Annotated in this window: 15 protein-coding genes; 4 read left to right on the forward strand and 11 right to left on the reverse strand. The window is 43.0% G+C overall.

Translation table 11 applies throughout. The features are described 5' to 3' along the window. Positions 1 to 3: 3 nt before the first annotated feature. From Q9R21_RS03730 to pilG, 5 genes are all read right to left on the reverse strand, one after another. Entirely contained in the window at positions 4 to 4,455 is a 4,452-nt protein-coding gene (locus tag Q9R21_RS03730) for an Hpt domain-containing protein (RefSeq protein ID WP_311203757.1), read from the reverse strand. A gap of 167 nt (positions 4,456 to 4,622) precedes the next feature. Next, positions 4,623 to 6,695, reverse strand: coding sequence for a methyl-accepting chemotaxis protein (locus Q9R21_RS03735; protein WP_005106253.1), 2,073 nt, complete (start codon positions 6,693 to 6,695; stop codon positions 4,623 to 4,625). Between the two features lie 46 nt (positions 6,696 to 6,741). Next, on the reverse strand, positions 6,742 to 7,278 hold the full coding sequence (locus tag Q9R21_RS03740) for a chemotaxis protein CheW (RefSeq protein ID WP_004280709.1): 537 nt from the start codon (positions 7,276 to 7,278) through the stop codon (positions 6,742 to 6,744). Between the two features lie 5 nt (positions 7,279 to 7,283). Continuing rightward, positions 7,284 to 7,652: a response regulator gene (locus tag Q9R21_RS03745; protein WP_004280710.1), complete on the reverse strand. Its 369-nt coding sequence runs from the start codon at positions 7,650 to 7,652 to the stop codon at positions 7,284 to 7,286. A 25-nt stretch (positions 7,653 to 7,677) separates the two neighbouring features. Then, on the reverse strand, positions 7,678 to 8,061 hold the full coding sequence (pilG, locus tag Q9R21_RS03750) for a twitching motility response regulator PilG (protein ID WP_004280711.1): 384 nt from the start codon (positions 8,059 to 8,061) through the stop codon (positions 7,678 to 7,680). Positions 8,062 to 8,347: 286 nt separating this feature from the next. Here pilG and Q9R21_RS03755 point away from each other — a divergent pair, with 286 nt between their 5' ends. The 4 genes from Q9R21_RS03755 to Q9R21_RS03770 all read left to right on the forward strand — a co-directional run bounded on the left by Q9R21_RS03755 (position 8,348) and on the right by Q9R21_RS03770 (position 15,121). Next, positions 8,348 to 8,995 (forward strand): hypothetical protein, encoded by a 648-nt coding sequence (locus tag Q9R21_RS03755; RefSeq protein ID WP_005247844.1) that lies wholly within the window; start codon positions 8,348 to 8,350, stop codon positions 8,993 to 8,995. A 51-nt stretch (positions 8,996 to 9,046) separates the two neighbouring features. Further along, a complete protein-coding gene (locus Q9R21_RS03760; RefSeq protein ID WP_005247846.1) occupies positions 9,047 to 10,174 on the forward strand; it encodes an efflux RND transporter periplasmic adaptor subunit in 1,128 nt (375 codons plus the stop codon). 24 nt (positions 10,175 to 10,198) lie between these two features. Beyond that, positions 10,199 to 13,306: an efflux RND transporter permease subunit gene (locus Q9R21_RS03765; protein ID WP_311203758.1), complete on the forward strand. Its 3,108-nt coding sequence runs from the start codon at positions 10,199 to 10,201 to the stop codon at positions 13,304 to 13,306. Between the two features lie 96 nt (positions 13,307 to 13,402). Then, positions 13,403 to 15,121, forward strand: a complete 1,719-nt coding sequence (locus tag Q9R21_RS03770) for a proline--tRNA ligase (protein WP_311203759.1) — start codon at positions 13,403 to 13,405, stop codon at positions 15,119 to 15,121. A gap of 54 nt (positions 15,122 to 15,175) precedes the next feature. Here the strand turns inward: Q9R21_RS03770 and Q9R21_RS03775 are convergent, their stop codons facing one another. The 6 genes from Q9R21_RS03775 to Q9R21_RS03800 form a co-directional block, all read right to left on the reverse strand. Further along, the gene (locus Q9R21_RS03775; protein WP_004645847.1) at positions 15,176 to 16,579 is read right to left on the reverse strand and encodes a hypothetical protein; all 1,404 of its coding nucleotides are present in this window, start codon (positions 16,577 to 16,579) and stop codon (positions 15,176 to 15,178) included. 21 nt (positions 16,580 to 16,600) lie between these two features. Continuing rightward, entirely contained in the window at positions 16,601 to 18,886 is a 2,286-nt protein-coding gene (locus Q9R21_RS03780) for a hypothetical protein (protein WP_311203760.1), read from the reverse strand. Positions 18,887 to 18,919: 33 nt separating this feature from the next. After that, on the reverse strand, positions 18,920 to 19,642 hold the full coding sequence (locus Q9R21_RS03785) for a hypothetical protein (protein WP_311203761.1): 723 nt from the start codon (positions 19,640 to 19,642) through the stop codon (positions 18,920 to 18,922). Between the two features lie 12 nt (positions 19,643 to 19,654). Then, positions 19,655 to 21,670 (reverse strand): hypothetical protein, encoded by a 2,016-nt coding sequence (locus Q9R21_RS03790; protein WP_311203762.1) that lies wholly within the window; start codon positions 21,668 to 21,670, stop codon positions 19,655 to 19,657. A gap of 234 nt (positions 21,671 to 21,904) precedes the next feature. After that, a complete protein-coding gene (gene dcd / locus Q9R21_RS03795) occupies positions 21,905 to 22,474 on the reverse strand; it encodes a dCTP deaminase (protein WP_004280726.1) in 570 nt (189 codons plus the stop codon). 123 nt (positions 22,475 to 22,597) lie between these two features. Next, the gene (locus tag Q9R21_RS03800; RefSeq protein WP_004732019.1) at positions 22,598 to 23,191 is read right to left on the reverse strand and encodes a LysE family translocator; all 594 of its coding nucleotides are present in this window, start codon (positions 23,189 to 23,191) and stop codon (positions 22,598 to 22,600) included. Positions 23,192 to 23,438: the final 247 nt, after the last annotated feature.

The raw sequence follows: 23,438 nt of genomic DNA on the forward strand, positions 1-23,438 counted from the left end.
ATATTACCCCTGTTTTTCAGCAATGAGTTGTTGGATATTGGCCAGCAGTTCCGCCTCCTGGAACGGTTTACCCATATAGTGCGTTACACCCAAGCTGAATGCACGTTCACGATGCTTCTCACCGGTACGTGAGGTAATCATGATAATCGGTAAGTCACGGTGAATATCATGGTGACGAACCAGATTGGTCACTTCGAAACCGTCCATACGTGGCATTTCGATATCCAGCAACATCAGATCCGGTCTGACGTTTTCAAGCTGCTCGATCGCATCTACGCCATCTTTGGCAGTGACAATATCATAGCCTTGACGTTCAAGCAGACGCGACGTCACTTTACGTACAGTCACCGAGTCATCGACAATCATCACCAGACGACGTGCATTTGAATTACGCGAACCATCACGCTGATCATTCAGCTGTTTGACACGCTGTGTCGCCTGAATCTGGCGGGCAACATTCTGTCCATCGAGAATCAGACAGACCTGACCATCACCCAGAATCGTGGCACCGGCCACTACCCCGACGTTGGCAAACTGCTGTCCAATCGGTTTTACTACAATCTGCGCTCGTGAACCGACCAACTGATCGACCAGCAAGGCAATGGTTTGACCACTATTACCTTTAATCAACAGCACCGGCAATGAATGACCAACATTATTCAGACGTGGAATCGGCTGGTTGCCAACAAACTCAGACAGATAACGCAGCTTATAGTTTGCGCCATCGATCTTGAAATAGTCATCTTTACTGTTGAAATAGCTTTCCAATGTGGTCGGTGCAATACGCACAATTCGGTCAATCTGCGCCAGAGAAATCGCATATTGCTGATCGCCCACTTTCACCATCAAGGCATCGCTGACCGCTACGGTCGTCGGTACGCGAATCGTAAAGACCGTACCCTTGCCCAGTTCCGAGCTCACTGACACATGGCCGCCCAGTGATTTGATCTCGCTTTGTACCACATCCAGACCGACACCACGACCAGAAATCTGGGTCACTGCTTTCGCGGTACTGAAACCAGGATGGAAGATAAATTGCAGGATTTCTTCCTGATCAATGACTTGATCCGCTTTGATTAGATCCAGACTCAGCGCTTTTTCACGAATCTTCTCCGCATCGATCCCCTTACCATCATCACTAAAGGACACGATTACATCGGTTCCCTGACGGCTGATGTTCAATACAATAGAACCGACTTCCGGCTTGTTCAGTGCGATACGATCTGCAGTATCTTCCAGACCATGGTCAATCGCGTTACGCAGCATATGCTCAAATGGGGTGACCAGACGCTCGAGAATGTTACGATCCAGTTCACCTTCGGTATTCTGTACGATCAGTTCTGCAGGACGGTTCAAGGTGGTCGAGGTTTGACGCACGATACGCTGTAAACGCGGCAACATCCGATCAAATGGAACCAGACGGGTACGCATCAGGCTTTCCTGAATCTCGGCCTGAATACGGGATTGTTGCAATAACAGACCTTCAGTTTCGCGAATCTTGTCGGCCAGTGTACTCTTGAAGTCGACCAAATCTGATGCAGATTCTGCCAGTGATTTAGACAGCTGGTTGAGCGACGAATACTGGTCCATTTCCAGCGGGTCAAAGTCAGCATAGCGCGAGTTCTCTGAACCGTGTTTGGCAATAATCTGTGATTCCAGCTCGCCTTCCATTCGACGTAACTGATCAGCAAGACGTTTGATCGCCAATTCCATCTCGTTCAAGGTATTGCCCAGCTGGCCCAAGTCCATCTCGATACGCGAACGGTTAATCGAGTTCTCACCGGACAGGTCAATCATCTTCTCGACCAGATCAGCAGAGATACGGATCATCTCGTTATTGCTATCGCTGGTGCCGCTATTCGCCCACTCACCCATCATCTGTGGCGGCTCAGTACCATCACCTTCAACAAAGCCGAAGTCGGTACTGACCACCAGATTATCTGTTTTCGCCAGACGCTCAGGCAATTGCGCAGTAACGTCCACATAAGCAATCTTTTTCAGACTGCTGTGCAGCGGCTCAAAACCGTTATAGTCACGCTGGAAAATCGCCTGTCTTAACCAGACCAGCGTTTTCTGCAATAAGCCATCATAGGCATTCGAGTTAAATTGATAGACCGCAAACTGTTCGAAAGTTGTTTCCAGCTCATAGGCGATACTGGCCACTTCTTCAACATCAATCATACGTGCACCACCCTTGATACTGTGGGCAGCACGCTGTAATTGCAGCAATAAACTACGGTCACTACGCTGATCAAACCATTGATTGAGGAGCTTCTCGGCATTCGCCAGAATCTCTTCGGATTCTTCAAGGAAAGATTCTTCAACAATCGATTTCAGTTCGTCTTCTTCAGAGCGTTCTACTGGTGTGTCTTCAGTGGCCTCAGGAGATTCCAAGATTTCCAGTAATTCTTCAGCTTCAGCCAGATCAGTTGCAGGCTGTTCAGTCGTTGCTGACTCTTCAAGTTGCGGTTCAGGAATTGATGTCGCTTCGACCTCTGTAACTTTAACTCCAGTGTTCGCGCTCTCCACAGCAGCAACAGCTTGTCCAGAAACCAATGCCTGAATATTTTGCAGAATCGCAATCGCTTCTGGTGCAGGATAATCAATACCGTCTTCCCGAATAGATTGAATACGATCGGAAATGTTGTCCTGAACCAGACGAATAATCTGGATTAAAGCAGGTGTCACGGCAATTTGCTGACGGATCACCCGCTCATAAATACTTTCCAGTTCATGCGCAATCAAACCGATATGCGATGCTGCGATCATGTTTGCACCACCTTTTAAGGTATGCAAATGACGCATCAGATTATTCAGCGAGGTTGTATCGTCCTGTTTTTTGCTCCAGGTATTCAGATCTTCATCAATGCCTGCGAGCAGTTCATCCGCTTCTTCCAGGAAGATACTTAATAATTCTTCATCAAAATAACGGTTGGTTTCAGCACTTTGCTGCTGTTGACGATCTGCAGCGATGCGTTGACTCAAACCAGCAAAATCGACACTGCCTGTCGCGACAGTTTCAGCCACTTGTGTGGCCTCTGAGCTTAGCTCAATATTTTGATTACTAGTATCTTCAGCAAATATCTCGAGATCCTGCTGCACAAATGCAGACAGTTCACTGAGTATTTTTTGAATCTCATCATTCAGAATGACGCGCTGTCCTGCGGCCAAGGTATCAAATAAATGAATAAATTCCTGATGCGCCTGTGCGAACAGTTCATAAGCATAATCGCTGTTTAGCAGCACTGGCTTTTCAAGCAGCGCATCATAAGCCAATTTCAGGTCGGCAGTGAATTCATGAATGCCTTGCGCTGCCCGGCTTTCTGTATGTGCCAGCAATTCTGCAGCCTGCTGGCTGAGTGCCTGAATATATTCCGGATAATCGACTTGGGCGCGTTTATCAAATTCAAACTCGGCATCCAATAACAGATCAATATCCAGCTCAACCAGTTTAGACACCAAACCTTGCGTCTGAATGCTATTGGTTTCAGTAACTGCAAAGCCATAATCATTCCAGACACGCTCAAAGGTGGCATATACCGCATCCAGTTTTGCAGTATTGCCCTGACGTAGCAAATGCAGATAGTCACTGACAAACTCAGCATACTGAATCAGTAAAGCGGTTTCTTTTGAGGTTGAGACAATTTCATCTTGTAGCAAGGTTTTGAACAGATGCTCTACTTTAGAACTAGCTTCAAAAATCTGGTCAATCTGCGCCATCGATGAACTGCCGCGCAAGGTATGAATCGCACGAATCAACGCATTATAATCTTGTGATTTTTCATCTTCAGTGCGAAGGAAGGTGGCAATCGTTTCCAGATGCTCTTCTGCTTCTTCGATAAAGATCGCCACGGTTTCTTCGATATCACTGCGAACCGGTACTTCTACTGGCGCTATTGTTAGCTCAACTTCACTTGGCTCATTGTCTGCAAGCTCAAGACCTGTCATCTGACCTTCAGCGGTCAAATGATCTGCCAATGCCAGTAATTCTTCCAATGCAGGTTCAGGCGAAATTTGTTGTTGTAATTGTTGTCCCAACAGCACCATTGGACGCAGATCGAGATCCAATTGCTGTACATGTTTGAATTTTGGATATAAAGCATATTGATAGACATTCAGTACCGCTTGGGCAAATTTCTGTACCGTCGGTGTTAGCTGAATCGAACCGGACAAAACCCGGTTTAAGGTATCTTCAACCGCCCAGGCCATTTCCCCTGCCGATTTTGCCCCGACCATGCGGCCTGAACCTTTCAGGGTGTGAAAATGGCGGCGAATGGTCTTCAGATTTTCTTGATGATCTGGATTGCTCAACCATTCTGGAAATAAAGCATTTAACTCAACGAAGATCTCTTCGATTTCCTCAACAAAAATTTCAAGAATTTCTGCATCTTGGTCAAGATAACTATCTTCAGGAAGCGTTGTCGTTTCAACTAAATTTTTTAATATTTCTTTCATAGCTCATGCTTCTTACGTTATGCCGCCAAGAAGGGCGCTCAAACTTAATTGTGACCGTCACGCGATACCTAACGTATGAAGTTAAGTACATCTTGTCGAGGCTTTATCTGTATTTTCTGAATGTGTCTCAACCGCGGTCAAGACACATTTCCCCATCATGTCTGACTTTATTCTGGTAGTTTAAAGTCAGATACAGATTCACGTAATGCATCGGCCATGTTTGCCAGTTCAGATACTGAACGTGCTGTATCGAAGGTTGCACTGGTGGTTTGCGAGGTAATTTCCTGTACGACATTCATCGTGGTCGCAATATGACCTGCAGATGCTGACTGCAGTTTCGCAGCATCAGAAATGTTCGCAATCAGTTTCGCAAGGTTGTTCGATACTGTTTGAATCTCATCTAGTGCTACACCGGCATCTTTAGACAAGTTCGCACCACGTACAACTTCCGATGTAGTTTGTTCCATCGAAATAACGGCTTCGTTCGTATCCGTTTGAATGGTTTTTACCAGGCCTTCAATCTGCTTGGTTGCAGAAGCTGAACGTTCCGCAAGACGCTGTACTTCATCGGCTACGACCGCGAAACCACGACCTGCTTCACCGGCCATCGATGCCTGAATTGCTGCGTTTAATGCCAGGATGTTCGTCTGGTCAGCAATATCGTTAATCAAGGCTACGATGTTACCAATTTCCTGAGAAGATTCACCCAAACGTTTAATACGTTTTGAAGTTTCCTGAATCTGTTCACGAATCGTGTCCATACCCTCAATCGAGCGATGTACGACATCCGCACCGTTTGCAGCAATTTGTACTGAACGCTCTGCTACCACCGCTGATTCATCGGCGTTGGCAGATACCTGGTCAATCGACAGTGCCATTTCGTTAATCGCTGCAGAAGCACCAGCAATTTCTTGTGCCTGATGCTCAGATGCTTCAGCTAACTGGTTGGTAATGCTTTGTGTAGTTGCAGTATATTGCGCAACTTCTTGTGAAGTTTCAGTAATACGCGATACCAGGTCACGTAACTGGTCAATCGCAAAGTTAATCGAGTCGGCAATTGCACCAGTAAAGTCTTCAGATACTGTTGCATATGAACGCAAGTCACCGTCTGCAAGATCGGCGATCTCATCCAGTAAACGTAAAATCGCATTCTGGTTACGGTCATATTCTTCTTGTAAACGGCCTACACGCTGCTTATCCGACAAGCCACGCAGAGAAAGTAACTTGAATACACACAGCAAGAAACCGACTAATAATGCGATCAGAAGGACTGCCGGAACAACCGTTTTAAGACCTGAGTTACCCGATAATTTATTCAGGTTGTCCAAAAGCACATCAGATTGAGAAAAAATAGATGCGGCTGCCTGACGAACTTTTACGATCTGTGTAGAGTTTTTCAGAATAATCGCTGATGCAGATTCCAGTACGTCATCATATTCAGCCTTGATGCCTTCCAGAGATTCACGCAGGGTTGGATCAGCAATACGCTGTACACCCAGTTCAGCAGAACCATTTAACTGTGCATTCAGATAAGAACCAAAAGTTTCGGTATCGGCACTGAAGTCATCCGCAGATTCACGTGAACCATCATTACCTGTCAGTACCAAACTGATTGAACGTAAGATACGTTCTGCAATGAATACCTGGTTTTTGGCAATAACCACCTGGTTCGATGGCATATCTTGACGTGCCATCTGGTCGACCATCAAGTTATATTCCGCCTGAATCCCCGGAATCGCTTCACCAATCGCGATGTTGGTGTCGTATAACTGGTTAATAATCTTTTGTTGCGAGGTAATCAGATCAATACTGCTGGATACTTCTGTCCACTGTTTATCAACAGCTTGCAAAGCATCATTGTTAGAGTGAATACTTTTAACTGTCTCAAGATTTTCAGCAAAAGCTTTTTGCGAGTCAGTGAGGTTCTTCATGGCCTCAGGCGTACCCGAAGCTGTCGCTTCAGTCGCTTGGCGCGAAATCGTTTGCGAGAGGAGACGCAAATCACCCAGACTTTGAGTGAGTTCGTTGGTACGTGGAACACTATAAAAAAGATACAATAAAGTGATCAGTGCGGCTAAAAGACAGCCTGCTGCTCCATAGATCAGCGGTTTTGATTTTTCACTATCACCAAATACACGTGATAACTGATCTACTTGCGTTTGAATCTTAGCTAAAAAAGCATTACCGCCTTTGCGGCCAGTGCTCTCACCTGTATTTTTCTTTTTAAGTTTAAAGCCCATGCAGCCTCTCCCCGGTTGACGCCTTGCTTACTTTCGAGCGCGACATTTAATTTATAAATTTTATAGATGCGTTCATAAATTTTGGATTTTGCAACAGACGACTGAATAAAAACACATGCCACTGCTGGTTGTGCTGATGGAAAAACCCCTGACAATATTCTTGTAAGTTTTTATCCAATTCAGATTTCTTCGAAAAGAAACTTTTCTTATTGAAATGTTGTATACCCAAAACTTGATCTACGACCAAACCCACATACTGGTCATTATGGTTGATGCATAATACTTTTTGAGTCGGTGAAAATTGACTGCTCTGCCCTGATACATACTGCGTCAGATCAGAAACCGATAACAGTCTTCCCCGGATATTCGCCAGACCCAACACCCATGCTTGTGTCTTGGGTACCGGCGTATATTCTGGGGGATAAATCACTTCTGATACCTCCCCCAGCGGGGCAACAAAATATTGCCCCATCATCTCAAAAGCAATGCCCGACCATCGGTTAACTTCATTGCCATTGGAAACGTAGTTTTTATTCCCCCGTTTCGCAATGCGAAGCAATTCGATAAATCCATTTGCTGCCATAGAGCTTATCCTGCATTGAGGTGCTGCTTAATTACATCTATTAATTGTTTTTCATCGACTGGTTTTGTTAGATAATCCGCTGCGCCTTGACGCTTGCCCCATACACGGTCAGTGGCCTGATCCTTGGTACTGACAATCACGATTGGAATATGTTTGGTCGTTGCACCACGTGCAATCTGACGGGTTGCCTGAAAACCATTCACACCCGGCATAACCACATCCATCAGAACTAGGTCCGGCAATTCTGCCTGTGCCATGGTGACGCCATCTGCGCCATTGGCTGCTTCAATCACCTCAAAGCCATGTTTAGAAAGAATCTCTCTAAAGCGAAAAGTTTCTGTCGGTGAGTCATCCACAATTAGGATACGTGCCATGCCAATTCCCCAAAAAAATCAAATATTAAGCACTAATATGGTTACGGATTGCATTGAGCAATTCATCTTTACTAAAAGGTTTGGTCAGGTATTCATCTGAACCCACGACACGACCTTTGGCCTGATCAAATAAGCCATCTTTACTTGATAGCATAATCACAGGAATATTCTGGTAATTCTGAGAGTTTTTGATTAAGGCGCAGGTTTGGTAACCATCTAGGCGCGGCATCATAATATCTACAAAAACGATATCTGGATTTGCTTCGGCAATTTTTGACAAAGCCTCAAAACCGTCTACTGCAGTAATGACCTCATAACCTTCGCGTTGAAGAAGAGTTTCCGCAGTACGACGAATGGTCTTTGAGTCATCAATAACCATAATTTTTAGATTTTGGAATTTATCGTCCATTTGTTTAACCCTTCCCATTTTAGAAACTATATGCCATAAGGCTCATAGGATTATTTTATTACGATCGATAAACATTTTTAACATAAAGTCACTTGTATTATCAATGAACATTTTCTACACAAGTAGACAAAATCATTTATTTTTAATAACAGCTTCACATTTTCTTATCGTTATTGGTTTTTTTTTGACTAACGGTAGTTTTTTATTGATAAATTTAAGTCTAACATAACAAGATTATTACTTTAAAATAAGTAATTTAGTCAACTTTAAATTCGGGGAGCCAATGATGAGTCAGTTTTTAAGAAAACTTGCTGTCATTGATAAAAATAAAATGACTGGTCAATTCATTGTTGTTGTGCTGCTACTGTTACAGGTGAGCTTAACGTGCGCGAGTAGCAACCAACTCCCGCAAAAAGCCACCTGGTATCGTTATTATGACAGCAAGGGTGTGGCCAATATCAGTACTAACGTCACACCAAATCATATCCGTTATGGTTATGAAGCACTTGACCAGAATATGCAGGTCATTAAACGTGCGCGTCCTTATAATGCCGAAGCGGATATCAGACAGGCGCCACAGCGTGCTCAACAGGCTAAGCGGATTGCCGAAGATCATAAACTCAAGCGTGCTTATAGCAATAGCCAGACCGCTTTACAGAAAAAAAACGATAGCCTGGTCCAGTTAAAAAAACAGATTGATTTTCAGCAAGAACAAATGAAGCAACTGCAAAAAGATCGGGTCATGTTCGTACGTCAGGAACGTGAATATTTACGTAAAGGTAAAACCACACCGGCACATCTAAAAACCATGCTAGACAACAACCAGAAAAATCTCGTTTCCCAAAAAGAAAATATTCAGTCTTTACAAAGTCGCTATCGAAATCTGGAAGCAGAATACGACAAAATTATCGCCCGTTTAAAAGCACTTGAATAAATACAAATAGCTGGTTGTGGTTTTGATTCACAGCCAGCTAAAAGGACTCTTATGCAAACTGCACAGCATTCTCATGATTTAAATATGCCTTCCCCGCGCTCTATCCTGATCATGAGTGCACTTTGCTTAAATATGTTTTTAGTGGCTTGTGATAAAAATGAACCCGTCCAGCAAACCGAAACACCCAAATCCATTGAAGTCATTCCTCAAGATCTAGTTGCAGTTCAATCTGGCAATTCAGTTCAAAAAACTGCATTCACCGGCACCATTCGTGCAGTCAATCAAAGCAGCATACAAGCACAGGTCTCTGCTACTGCCACCAGCGTAAACGCACAGGTAGGTCAAACAGTTGCCAAGGGACAAGTGCTGGTACGCCTGAATAATCAGGACAATGCAGCTCGTCTGGCACAGGCGCGTGCGAATCTGGCCTCAACTCAAGCGCAAGCCAATCAGGCGCACAACATGATGCAGCGTAAAAAGCGTCTGCTCGATCAGGGGTTTATTTCAAAAGTAGAATATGAACAAAGTCAGGTCGATTATCAGGCCCAGCTTGAAAATGTCCGCGCCCAGCAAGCCAATGTCGATATTGCCCAGAAAGCCGATCGTGATGGCACCATGACCAGTCCGATCAGTGGCGTGATTACGCAACGTCAGGTTGAACCGGGTCAAACCGTTGCCATTGGACAAACCCTGTTTGAAATTGTCGATCCGAAACGGCTGGAAATTCAAGCACGCGTACCTAGTGATCTGCAATCAGGTTTAAGACTGGGCAGTCAGGTCGAATACAACATTCAAGGTAATCCAAATCGGCTCACTGCCGTAATTAGCCGGATTTCCCCCATTGCAGATCAGGCCAGTCGCCAGATCGAATTCTTTGCCACGCCGAATGAAACCATTCCTTCGCTAAGTATCGGCTCCTTCGTTGAAGGCAACATTCTGAGTTCACAACAGATTTCTGGCCAGCTGATTCCATTAGATACTATTCAAGACATTCAGAATAAACCTTATGTCTGGATAATACGCCAGAATAAAATTATCAAAGTCAATGTTCAGGTACTAGAACAGCGTTATAGCGACAACATTGCCGTGGTTCAAGGACTAGAAAATAGTGATCAGGTCAGCCGGGTTAAGTTTAGCGAAGCCGATCTGCAAAAAACTGTCACCCTTCGCGCCAACTAAAACCATTCATACAGGATCATTGACATGTGGTTTACCCGAATTAGTGTGAAGTATCCGGTTTTCACCATCATGATGATGTTCTGTTTGATGGTACTGGGACTGGCTTCCTGGCAGCGGATGGGCGTTGAAGAATTTCCTGATGTCGATTTCCCTTTTGTGGTGATCTATACCAACTATCCGGGCGCTTCTCCGGAAACGGTTGAATCGGAAATCACCAAGAAACTCGAAGATCAGATCAATACCATTTCCGGTTTGAAACAGGTGATTTCCCAGTCCAGTGAAGGCCTGTCCATCATCACCACTGAATTTAATCTGGATGTGACATCTACCACAGCAGCTCAGGACGTGCGGGATAAAATCGCTTCTGTAACTGCTGAATTTCGTGATGAGATTCAGGAGCCGATTGTAGAACGTTATGACCCGACGGCGAATGCGGTAATGTCGATCGTATTTGAATCCGACAATATGGATGTGAAAGCGCTCAGTTCCTATCTGGATCAGCGAATTGTGCCACAATTGCGTACAGTCCCGGGCGTCGGAACGGTCAACCTGCTGGGTGATGCGCAGCGCCAGATCCGGATTCAGGTGGAACCACAAAAACTACAAGCCTTTGGCATTGGTGTGGACAGTGTGATTAACACCTTAAAGGCCGAGAATATTGAAGTCCCGGGGGGGACGCTTAAATCGGGTAATTCGGAACTGGTCATTGAAATCAATTCCAAAGTACTGCATCCCCTCGCCTTCGGCGATCTGGTTATTGCCAATAAAAACGGCGTACCGATTTTCCTCAGACAAGTGGCCAATATTCAAGACAGTCAGGCAGAGCTGGAATCGGCTGCCTTTTTGAATGGCAAAACTGCAGTTGCGATTGATATTTTGCGTAGTTCAGATGCAAACGTCATTGAAGTAGTCGACAAGAGCTATGCAACTTTAGAAAGTATTGAGGCGCAGCTTCCCCAAGGCACTACTTTACAAGTAGTGGTAGATTCCTCCAAAAGTATCCGCGGCACCATTGGCGATGTAGCCCGCACCATTATTGAAGGTGCGGTACTGGCTGTGCTGATTGTCCTATTATTTTTAGGCTCTTTCCGTTCAACTGTGATTACCGGTTTGACCCTACCCATTGCACTCTTGGGTACGCTGACCTTTATCTGGGCCTTTGGCTTTAGCATCAATATGATGACTTTACTGGCGCTGTCCTTGAGTATTGGTCTGTTGATCGATGATGCAATTGTGGTGCGTGAAAATATTGTCCGGCATACCGACATGGGCAAAGATCACGTGACTGCTGCACTCGATGGCACCAAAGAAATTGGTTTAGCTGTTCTGGCCACAACACTGACCATTGTTGCCGTATTTCTGCCTGTGGCCTTTATGGGCGGAATTATTGGTCGTTTCTTCTACCAGTTCGGGGTCACGGTGAGTATGGCCGTTCTGATCTCGATGTTTGTCAGCTTTACCCTGGACCCGATGCTTTCTGCGCACTGGGCAAAAAAGAAAAAAGATCCAAATAAAAAACCAGGTCGGGTGAAACGTTTCTTTAGCTGGATCTCGAGCAAGCTGGATAACTTAAGCCATGTCTATGAAAAATTGCTGAAACTGGCACTGCGCTTCAGATTGATTACTTTATTAATTGCTATCGCTTCATTATTTGGTGCTCTGGGATTGTCCAAACTGATCGGCACCGAATTTGTACCGGTTCCGGATAAAGGTGAAATCCGGATCAAGTTTGAAACACCGGTCGATTCATCGCTTGAATATTCACAAGCCAAACTGCAGCAGGTGGATCAGATTATTCGGCAACATCCGGATGTCAAAGCCACCTATGCGGTGATTAATAGTGCAACCGACCGCGGTAAAAACCATGTCAGTTTACGGGTGACCGTGACGCCGCGTACTGAACGTGAAAAGACCCTGAATGAGCTAAATAATGAATTCCGCCAGCGTCTGCAATCGGTTGCCGGAATCAGCATTACCTCGGTGGCATCCGCCGATGAAACCGTTTCAGGCGGTCAGAAGCCGATCATGATTTCGATCAAAGGTCCTGATCTGGATGAACTGCAAAAAATTTCTGATCGCTTTATGACGGAAATGGCGAAAATTAATGGCATTGTCGATCTGGAAACTTCATTAAAAGAACCAAAGCCAACTCTTGATGTACAGATTAATCGCGTCTTGGCCAGTGATTTAGGTTTATCAGTCAATCAGATTGCCAATGTAGTGCGTCCGCTGATTGCCGGTGATGATGTCACGACCTGGCAGGATGAAAAAGGTGAAACCTATGATGTGAATCTGCGCCTGACCGAAGACCAGCGCAGCTTGCCTAGCGATTTACAGAATATGTATATCACCTCAAATAAAACCGATGCCAATAATCAACCAATTCTGGTTCCGCTTTCGAGCGTGGCCAAATTTGAAGAAAAACTCGGTGCCTCGCAGATTAATCGACGTGATCTGGCACGTGAAGTGCTAGTCGAGGCCAATACCTCAGGACGTCCTGCAGGCGACATTGGTACGGATATCAGCCGCTTGCAAGAAAATTTTGATATGCCACCGGGTTATAGTTTCGATACTCAAGGCTCCAATGCCGACATGGCAGAATCCGCAGGTTATGCCCTGACTGCGATTACCCTGTCGATTGTATTTATCTATATTGTGCTCGGTTCGCAGTTCAACAGTTTTATCCATCCTGCGGCAATTATGGCCTCACTACCATTGTCGCTGATTGGCGTATTTCTGGCCTTGTTCCTGTTTAATTCCACCATGAACCTGTTCTCGATTATCGGCATTATCATGCTGATGGGACTGGTGACCAAGAATGCGATTCTGCTGATCGACTTCATCAAGAAGGCCATGGATCGCGGCGAAGATCGTTATGATGCGATTATTGCCGCTGGTAAAACCCGTTTGCGTCCTATTCTGATGACCACCAGCGCGATGGTTATGGGCATGGTTCCACTTTCCCTAGGGCTAGGTGAAGGTGGGGAACAAAGTGCACCGATGGCGCATGCGGTGATTGGTGGGGTAATTACCTCTACCCTGCTGACCCTGGTGGTGGTGCCGGTGATCTTTACTTACCTGGATGACTTTAAGAATTTTATGCTGCGTCAGGCACGTAAAATCATGGCATAATTTAATGCAACACAATGAGGTGACATTCCCAAATGCTCACCTCATTTTTTATTGTATAATCCCTGCTTTAACGCTTAATTTTTTAGGACAGTTTCCATGCGCGCGAGTCGCTTTTTATTTGCAACGTTAAGAGAAACCCCGAACGATGCTGAGGTTATTTCCCATCAGCTGATGCTTCGTGCCGGTATGATTCGTAAGTTGGCTTCAGGTCTATACACCTGGTTGCCGATGGGCGTTCGCGTATTAAATAAAGTTGAAGCGATCGTTCGCGAAGAAATGGACAAAGTCGGTTCACTTCAAGTCTATATGCCGGTGACTCAACCTGCATCTTTATGGGAAGAATCAGGTCGTTATGTACAATACGGTCCTGAGCTTTTACGCTTCAACGACCGCCATGGCAACCCATTTGTTCTCGGTCCGACGCATGAAGAAGTGATCACTGACCTTGCACGTAACGAATTAAAAAGCTACAAGCAATTGCCTGCAAACTTTTACCAAGTACAAACCAAATTCCGTGACGAAATTCGGCCACGTTTTGGCGTAATGCGTTCACGTGAATTCATTATGAAAGATGCCTACTCTTTCCATGCCAACCAGGAATCACTGCAACAAACCTACGACGACATGTATGCAGCCTACTGCAAAATCTTCACCCGTCTTGGTTTAGATTTCCGTCCAGTACAAGCAGATACCGGTTCAATCGGTGGTTCAGGTTCTCACGAATTCCACGTACTGGCTTCAAGCGGTGAAGATGATATCGCATTTTCGACTGAATCTGACTATGCAGCCAATATTGAAATGGCAGAAGCAGTACTTGTCGGTGAACGTGCGGCACCTACACAAGAACTCAAACTGGTAGATACACCAAATCAAAAAACCATTGCAGATGTATCAGCATTCTTGGGTACGAACCCTGCTCATTCAGTAAAAGCCTTATTGGTTCAAGGGGTTGTAGCGAAAGAAGGTCAAGAGGCACCAGTCGTTGCATTATTCCTTCGTGGCGATCACGAACTGAATGAAATTAAAGCTGAAAAACATCCTTTAATTGCTGCACCTTTAACATTTGCTACTGAAGAACAACTTCAAGCACTTGGCTTAACTGCTGGCTTTGTTGGTCCTCAAGGTCTGGTCGAAAAAGGTATCACCGTCATTGTTGATCGTGCAGCATCCGTATTGTCTGATTTTGTTGCGGGTGCAAATGCAGCAGATCAACACGCAACTGGTGTAAACTGGGAACGTGATGCACAGTTCACTGAAGTTTATGACCTACGTAACGTGGCTGAAGGTGACCCATCTCCAGATGGTAAAGGTACGCTTCAAATCAAACGTGGTATCGAAGTGGGGCATATCTTCCAGTTGGGTCAAAAATACTCTGAAGCTTTAGGTTGTAAAGTCTTGGGTGAAGATGGCAAACCATTCACTGTAACAATGGGGTGTTATGGTATTGGTGTAACGCGTGTAGTAGCTTCTGCAATCGAGCAGAACTTTGATGAGAAAGGCATTATCTGGCCAACTGCCATTGCACCGTTTGAAGTTGCCATTGTGCCGATGAATGCACACAAATCTCCACGAACTATGGAAGCTGCGGAAGCACTCTATGCTGAATTACAAGCTGCAGGTTTTGACGTATTACTTGATGACCGTAACGAACGTCCGGGCGTGAAATTCTCTGATCTTGAGCTGACAGGTATTCCACACCGTATTGTAATTGGCGAAAAAGGCTTAGATGCGGGGACGTTTGAATATAAAGGCCGCCGTGATGCTGAATCAGTAAATATCTCGAAAGAAGAATTATTGGCGAAGATTGCTAAATAATTTCGCTCTCTTATAAAAAATCCCGCGTAATGCGGGATTTTTTATGGCTATAAACTAGCAGAACTTATGCCCACCAAAGCAGTTTGAAGTCACATTCTGGTTTTGTAGCAACTTATCCATTAAGGTTAAGGTTGCGGGAGTTCCACCATTGTAGTTAGTAAATTGACCGACATCAATATTTAATTTACGTACGACTGGCACATTTGCAAGCGAACCTACAGCTTCACCTACATTTACATTAATCAAATTTTCAGGACGTAACAGGAATTCTGAAATAGCTGTGGCAACTTGAGGTAATACAAATGAAATATCCACTTCATCTGTGGTTTTTAATACCCCTAGTTGGATCGGATCTTTAAAAGACATCCACCAACCTGGTTTGGCAATATCAGCTGCATCTGCTCCTTGCCAATGTACATTTTGACTTTGTAAAGATAAATAGCCGCCTGTACCATTTAAAGGAATATTATGAATCATGTTCAAAGCCTGGACAAAGGTAATGTCCATATTCAGATTATCCAGACTTGAACCGGCCCCCATTTGAAAGAAAGAATGAGTTCCCAAATTAAGAAAGTCAATTAATGGGTCGAACTCCACGTATAGTTTATCATTTGAGAAATTTGGTGTACCAATTACATCGTTTGGCAAAGTTGCGCCAGATATAGGCGCTGCCAAAGGAATCGAGGTAATACTGGAACGAATATTCGTCACAGTTGCCGACTTTAGTCGTTGTCCAGTTACAATAGTCTCAGGCATGGTAAAGTCCACCCGCATGGAAGGCACAGTAATTCCAGTATGGCCCTCAGCACCAGGCTTACTAATAAATTCACGTGTTTGCCCCAAGGCCTTTAAATTCCCTTGAATTTTTTGATCACTTGCATTACCGAAAGTTCCGGCCTTTGTTACAGACTCGCCCGTAGTCTGCGCCATTTTCATATAGCCACTAAAACTTTTGAGACCATCATTCGGATTCTCAACGTTATCAGTTCCCATGGTCAAAAGCCCGACAATTTTATCTGCACCTAAGCGAAAACCCACTACTTCTCGGGTAGAGGCACTTCCGCCATTTTTAATCGCAAATTCAATAAAAGGATTATTTATACTGGCACTAGTATTAGCCCGATCACCGGAAAAGACAGGATTCCCTTCAGCATCAAAGCTGGGATTCAATCCACTTAATGCTAAGTTGGAAATATCAATATCACAGCCTGTTCCACCGTTACTTCCACCACAACCGAGCTGTAAAGTTTTAATATTAACGTTCAACTCCATCAAAGCCTCAACGCTCAGCTTATGAAAGTTAATCCCTTGAGATGAATCATAAGCATTTTCTAGATTTAATAATGCTTGCGCATCAACTGCAGATAAAGCGTCATCATCTAAAGCTGTCATTGCAAAACTTTGCTGTGTAATCACACACATTGCCAAAGCCAGACTATTCAAAAATATTTTTTTCATTTTAACGTCCTTATATTCTTATTAACGTGGTGTGATTCCCATCGTGCTACGTATGGTTCCACCCGTCAGTGCAATACTTGCCATGTTTTGCATATTGCCATTGGTCGCCATGGCAAAATTGGTTTTAAATGGTGTTGCAATATTATTTTCATAATTGAATTTGACCTGATTATCCAAAGTCACTGTATCTGCACTAACACGAACTTTTGCTTTGACACCCAAATGACCTTCCATCCGGTTAAAGTTAATTGACGAAGTTTTTAATACCCCGGCTGAATCAATATCTTCATTGGCGATACTAAAATAGCTACCTAGATTATCTTTGTTTGCAGTTTCTTCTGCGGTAAGGGGTCTAAACTTAAAATTTGCATCAAATGACAGGAAGTTGGTATCTGGTGAATCGCTGGTCGGATCCACTCCTGGAATGATGAGGAGCTCGCCGTTTCCATCAAGTTTAAAAGCAATATTAGTCAGGACATCATCACGTTTAGAAAAATTATCATGAGGCACATAGCTTCCGCATTTAGTGACCGATGCATTGGTACAATTATATTTAGATCCTGGTAATTGACCAATCGCAAGCTCAGCTTTAGCTCCAATCAGCAGTTTATCGGCACGAATATAAATACCTTCATCTTTATAACTAATAATCCCTTCCGACTTGATCAAAGCATCGATATTCCTAAAACCAGCATAATAGTTAACAGCCTCACCATGATCGCCATTTTTACCATCAATCAATATAATCGAGGTTGTGCTTGGTAAACCGGTTTTCTTGTCAATTCCATAGCCTTCTGTAGATGCCATAATGTTATACGCAATTGCTTGCTTATTGTTTGTTCCATAAGTCGTTCCAGACAAGGCAACATTGGCATTTAAATTATAAATAGGAATACCGATTCCCCATGAACCACCATCGCCACCAATTTCCGCCAAAGAGTTATCTGATATGAAACGTGCTTTAGCAGCAATGGACTGAAAATCCATTCCACGTACGGCGATATAGGCAAAATCCTCTCCATTCGTGGTGGTACTGAGTGTCTGTTTAAGTACAGTGCTACTACTACCTAAAGTCTTTTGCATATTTTCATTGATTATGAAATCGAGACTTTTTGCAGTAATAGTATTTATATATATATTTCCAAAGTCGATATAAGCATTTTTACCGTGTAAAGCACCGGCAGCATTACGTGTAGTCAAGGGTCTGAGCTTGGAGAATTGCACAGCATGGCTTCCCTTACCGGTATGACCAATCTCAAGTGTTGTAGGTGCCATAGTTGCTGGAAGCCCGGTACTATTAGTACCTGTAAAATCTGCAGACAAGCCTAGATTCAACCCACCTTCTCCGACCAGGCCACTGTAACCTGTTGCAGCTTTGTCCTGACGTTCTAGTACACCATTCACCTTGTTACTAACATCAAAAGTACCTATCTGGGTTTGATCTGCACTCATGGATAATCTTGCGTTAGTGACTGCACCCGAAGCTCCTAAACGCATAATATTTTTGCGTTCATTATTTGGCGTATTATAACGCAGGTCAATATTAACCCCTGGATTGGTCGGATTAACCCGGCCAGCCGCGATATCAGTAATATCTTCAGCACGCTTTAGATCCACATAATGATCTTGACTGCCATTTCGTGTGGTGAGTACCACGCCTTCATCCGGGTCAATGTACATATATCCTTGACCCGCGAAGTTAAAGTTAAAGTCATTCAAAATCAGACTATTTTCGCCTAATTTATGACTAATCGTGGCATTTTTAAGTTGAAAATCGATACTGGCAATTGAATCTTTATTAAATAGACCTGCACTGGTTTGTAATAGCACACTAAGCGGTGTAGAGGTACTAATCCCTAATCCACCCAAAGTTTGATTAGATTGAGTACCCGTAGTCCGAATACTATTCGCAGATTGACTACATGGATTGGTCGTACAGGCGATCTTTACCAATTTTAAATCTGCAGTGGCTTGAAAGGGTGAAACACTTGCAGCTAGCCGAAGTCCTGCCCCTTGTGAAGTGGCACCTACATCTATTTCAAGTTGACTAATGATTGGTTTATTATCTTTTCCAATAATCTCAACATTATGTAGACCTAAGCCCATTTTAGTATTGGCAGTTGGATTTGGATCATACCAATTGGCTTGAGCAATACTGGCTTTAGAGATTTCATGAGTAATCACCATACCATCTTGTCCAGTGACTTCACTCAATTCCTGCTCTTCAATAGTTTCAAGTGCATAACCTTGTTGTATAAGACACATGCATACCGTTAGCAATTTCAACTTTATTGTTGTTTTTTTCATTTTTATATCCTTATGCTGTATTTGACGTTGTTACTAACAACGACTTTGTGCCCCACCTGTACAGTTATAACCAAATATTTTCAAATTGCCTGACATATGCAGATTTCCATGAATGTTCAACCCCATAAATCCTTTTTCAGCACCTTGATCAAACGAAGGAACATCTTGGGGCGCGGTTGTATAAGTTCCATCGGCATTATAGGTACGCCCTGTATACGTACTATAAACACCTGTATTGGCATAACCTTCCAAGGCGCCAGCACCTGTACCCGTTTCAATGGAAACTGTATTAAAGCCTAAATTACGGATCTTTAAAGGCTGGTGATCATAAAAGGTAATTTGCATCGCCGTTTGTGGTTCATTACGATGATTAATGATGGTTGTACCATCAATTGAAAACTTATCAATCTGAATCGTGCCTTGAATGCCTTTAAAGACTAACCACTTTTTATTTCCATTGGCATCGACATGGTTATTCGGCACTATTGCCAGACGGCAAAATTGTTTTGTTGCTCCACAAGCGGTGGGATCTAGAACATAAAATACTTCGAGCGGGTTGCCACTTCCATCAAGCCGAGAAATTTTATCTTTACTTAAATCTGTCGCATAAATATGGTTTAAAGATAAAGTCCAGTTAAGATCTGCTCCGCCTTGCCCCACGGTATTGGTTAATGCTTGCTGATCAAGGGCTTCCAATCCGGCAAAACTGGTCATAGAGGTACATAATAATGCACAGAGTGTTACTAATTTGGACATTCTTATACTTCCTTATAGACCAGTTGTTCTAATTTTCAGATGCTGAATCAGGACCCCATCAATGACAGCAGATCCAAAATTCTTACTTATACCATCAGTATTTTTAAATACGATTCCTGTTGAATTCACACCATCCTTGGCGCGCAGCATATTTGTCCCTGAGATACGTTCTGTAGTCCCTATTGAGATGCTACTGTGAGTCGCATTACGCCCTTGATAAAGTGCGGTGGTATCTGATGCATTATTTTTAATCGGTGTACCACAACTATAGACATTACAGGTCGAACCCTTTAAATCTGTTGTACCCAATCCGCCCCCATAATTTTGATAAATTTGATTATAAATAGCAGGAATATTGGGAATACGTGTCACTTCTAAAATAATATTATTGCCTTCTGAACCGACAACGAAAGGCTGGTACATATTACCAAGCACCAAGTTAATATTTGGACTATAGAGATATAAACCCTCAGAATCATGAAATATAGGAGCATCACTTCCATTCAAGGCCGGGGTTGGAACATTACCATCAAGTGCATCTGTTTTTGCTGCGGTACTGAGACGAATACCTTTACTGTTAAGATTACTATCGCTACTGCTTAGAGTTTCTGGTCGATCATTGGTATTCAGACGAACAATACTCGCCATACCCAATGTTTGGCTGTAATTCTTATTGTCAGATTCTAAGGTTTGAAATAACCGAACTTGCGAGCCATTAAAACTCAGACCATTGGCAACAAATTGGGTTCTTAATCGGTAATCCGTATCAAGTCCTGATATTGGCCCACCTGTTATAGGATCTACAGCATTCGAGGAGTTAAGCTCACGTGCAAAAATATCACTCCAGAAGCCCAGCTTGATATTATTATCACTTTCAACCCCTGCGATTGGACTTAATGGGGCCTCCAAAGCAATATAGCCTACATCTTTAGCAGCGTCCTTAAACTGTTTGACGTTTTCAGTTCCTGCCCGAAATAACCAGGGATTATCTGCTGATCCCCAGCTGAAACCCTGATTACTGTATCGTGTGCTTAAAGAACCATCACTTTTCGATAATGCCAGACCATAAATAAATACATCGGCTTTAGTTCTTAAAGTGCTCACAGAGCTTTTAGCAGCTTCAGTTTTAGCAGCCTGATCTGCTCTAGCAATGATTTCAGCCATAGCAGCACTATCTGCATCCTTCATTATTCCGGCTAAAGCAGCTTCCAATTTTTTATCGTAGTCTGCTTTAATTAGTGCAAGAATTCTTGCATCTACAATCGCTCCAATAATATTTTGTCTATCAACAGTCGTACTCCATTCAGTTGAAGGAATTGATTTCGTCGCATCCTTACCATAAAGAAGGTCAATCATTTCCAATGTATTTGTTTTGGCCTTATTATCTAAACCAATTAGATTCCCCGGTGAGTGATCAAACATTGTTGTGCCATCATCGACTAGACTATATTGAATTAAAGCGGGTTTACCGGCTCCATTATAATAATCATCACGACGTTGGTCATAATAGGCTTTCATAAAGTCTGTATTATAATAATAATCGACTAATTCTTGCTTAAATGCGTCTCGGTTTGTTTGTGTATCATGAGTATTCTTAATCGTATTATAGTTATTATTATAAAAATCAGTTTTTAAGGTACCAAAGGCTTGCTGATACTCAGTTGCATAATTCTGCGTTCTTTCAACATGAAAAGTATTATCATATGTAGATTTATAAACTTTGTCGTATACACGCTGCCCAAGTTGGTTGTAATTTTCACCAGTCGGAATGATACGAATAAATCCTGTATCCGCCTGCCCCGGATTTGCAATCTCTCTGGCGTAACTGGAACCTGCAGAAAGATCTTTAGGACCTTGAAACACCATTTTAAAATCATCAAGGACGAGCGCAACACCCTCACCTGTGGTGTCAGAAAGAGAAGAATCTGATAATTCCTGCATCGCATGTGCAGAAGGCAACAGGCTGAAACCGATTGTCATCGCCAAATAACTTTTGCGAAATTTAAATATATCTTTTATCTGAGTCATCTCACTCTTTCCTTTTTATTCGATGCTCCGCACCTTATGCTTCAGCTTCCCAGCCGCCAATCTTTGATTTTTTATAATGCATTGCATCTTTTTTATGGTTATGCGGAATCCATTATGCTGATTTTTAATACAGATGCCAAAGCCAATTAGGCGAAAAATAGCAGTTTCCGATGAATGAAAATCTCAAAAAAATAAACGGGACATAAAGTCCCGTCATTCAATATTTTAAAACAATTAGGTCTTCGGCAAAGTAACGCCTGTCTGACCTTGATATTTACCACCACGATCTTTATACGAGGTTTCACAGACTTCATCAGATTCAAAAAACAGCATCTGCGCTACACCTTCACCTGCATAAATACGCGCAGGAAGATTAGTAGTATTTGAAAACTCTAAAGTGACGTGTCCTTCCCACTCTGGCTCAAGCGGAGTCACGTTGACAATGATGCCACAACGCGCATAAGTAGACTTACCCAAGCACACGGTCAAGACATTACGTGGAATGCGGAAATATTCGATGGTACGCGCCAAAGCAAACGAGTTAGGCGGAATGATACAAACATCCGACTCGATATCAATAAAGCTGCGTTCATCAAAGTTCTTCGGATCGACAATTGCAGAATGCACATTGGTGAATACTTTAAATTCACGTGCACAACGCACGTCATAACCATAGCTGGATACGCCATACGAAATCAGCTTTTGACCATTTTCATCCAAACGTACCTGGTTTTCTGCATACGGTTCAATCATGCCGTGTTTTTCGCTCATTTCGCGAATCCAACGATCAGACTTAATTGCCATTGATATAATCCAAAAATCTTAAGAACAAGTTATTGCGACGTACTTTAACTGAAATTGACACTAATGAAAATAAGTGAAAGGCTTAGAGCTAAAGTTGCCAAAAAATTGCTGATTGAGATCAGCTTATAAACTTAAAAGTGCAGAATAGCTTAAAGGAATGGAAAAGCTCATTAATACCAGCGAAGCCGTTTTCTGCAGGTTTTTCTGATTGAGCCAGCGACTGTTTTTTCTGGCCAGGATTGAACCCAGAAAAGTCCAGAAGAATGCAATCGGGATCAACAGAAGCAAGAAAACCAGCATATGAGTCACATAATGTTGGCCGCTTTTCCAGACAATGACAGGAAAGATCGCTGAGGCAAATAAAAGTGCTTTAGGATTAAGCAAGGTTGCCAAAAATAATTCTCGTGCGCGAATCGAGACATTTTCAAGATTTTCGCTTATTTCTGCAGTCCGCCATAATTTCACAGCGAGAAATAGAATATAGCCAGCACTAAAAAGTTTGAGAATGGTCGGTAAAAGCGGAAGATGAACGGAAATTTTTCCGATCAGAATGCCCCATAAGCTAATGGCAATCAGATAACCAAAGGCTTCCGCAGGAATTAAACGAAATGTTTTTTTAAATCCGACCTGAATGCCTGAAGATGCCAATAAGGTATTGGTTGGGCCTGGTGTTAAAAGAATGGTTGCCACTAAACCAATAAAAAACCATGAAATCATAGTTTGACCTCGCTCTAATCCGAGTAGCATAGAAGAATTCGGTCAGTGCTGCAAAAAAATAATTGTAAGAGAACATATAACCTAAAATTTAAATTTATTTATTTTAATTAATTCAAATGTTTATATAAGCTTTCAGGATAAACACCCGATAGTCATTTCAGTCAATTTCGATCATTTAAATCGAGCTAATTTTAAAAATAAGAAATAAGAAGCCCTAGCTTTTAGCTAAGGCTTAAATATCTGAATT

The sequence above is a fragment of the Acinetobacter sp. RG5 genome (genome assembly GCF_031844265.1).
In the GTDB taxonomy this organism is placed as follows: domain Bacteria; phylum Pseudomonadota; class Gammaproteobacteria; order Pseudomonadales; family Moraxellaceae; genus Acinetobacter.

Excerpts from the sequence above, each read along its gene's own strand:
- Q9R21_RS03730 (WP_311203757.1), bottom strand. The coding sequence starts at position 4,455 with ATGAAAGAAATATTAAAAAATTTAGTTGAAACGACAACGCTTCCTGAA.
- Q9R21_RS03735 (WP_005106253.1), bottom strand. The coding sequence starts at position 6,695 with ATGGGCTTTAAACTTAAAAAGAAAAATACAGGTGAGAGCACTGGCCGC.
- Q9R21_RS03740 (WP_004280709.1), bottom strand. The coding sequence starts at position 7,278 with ATGGCAGCAAATGGATTTATCGAATTGCTTCGCATTGCGAAACGGGGG.
- Q9R21_RS03745 (WP_004280710.1), bottom strand. The coding sequence starts at position 7,652 with ATGGCACGTATCCTAATTGTGGATGACTCACCGACAGAAACTTTTCGC.
- pilG (WP_004280711.1), bottom strand. The coding sequence starts at position 8,061 with ATGGACGATAAATTCCAAAATCTAAAAATTATGGTTATTGATGACTCA.
- Q9R21_RS03755 (WP_005247844.1), top strand. The coding sequence starts at position 8,348 with ATGAGTCAGTTTTTAAGAAAACTTGCTGTCATTGATAAAAATAAAATG.
- Q9R21_RS03760 (WP_005247846.1), top strand. The coding sequence starts at position 9,047 with ATGCAAACTGCACAGCATTCTCATGATTTAAATATGCCTTCCCCGCGC.
- Q9R21_RS03765 (WP_311203758.1), top strand. The coding sequence starts at position 10,199 with ATGTGGTTTACCCGAATTAGTGTGAAGTATCCGGTTTTCACCATCATG.
- Q9R21_RS03770 (WP_311203759.1), top strand. The coding sequence starts at position 13,403 with ATGCGCGCGAGTCGCTTTTTATTTGCAACGTTAAGAGAAACCCCGAAC.
- Q9R21_RS03775 (WP_004645847.1), bottom strand. The coding sequence starts at position 16,579 with ATGAAAAAAATATTTTTGAATAGTCTGGCTTTGGCAATGTGTGTGATT.
- Q9R21_RS03780 (WP_311203760.1), bottom strand. The coding sequence starts at position 18,886 with ATGAAAAAAACAACAATAAAGTTGAAATTGCTAACGGTATGCATGTGT.
- Q9R21_RS03785 (WP_311203761.1), bottom strand. The coding sequence starts at position 19,642 with ATGTCCAAATTAGTAACACTCTGTGCATTATTATGTACCTCTATGACC.
- Q9R21_RS03790 (WP_311203762.1), bottom strand. The coding sequence starts at position 21,670 with ATGACTCAGATAAAAGATATATTTAAATTTCGCAAAAGTTATTTGGCG.
- dcd (WP_004280726.1), bottom strand. The coding sequence starts at position 22,474 with ATGGCAATTAAGTCTGATCGTTGGATTCGCGAAATGAGCGAAAAACAC.
- Q9R21_RS03800 (WP_004732019.1), bottom strand. The coding sequence starts at position 23,191 with ATGATTTCATGGTTTTTTATTGGTTTAGTGGCAACCATTCTTTTAACA.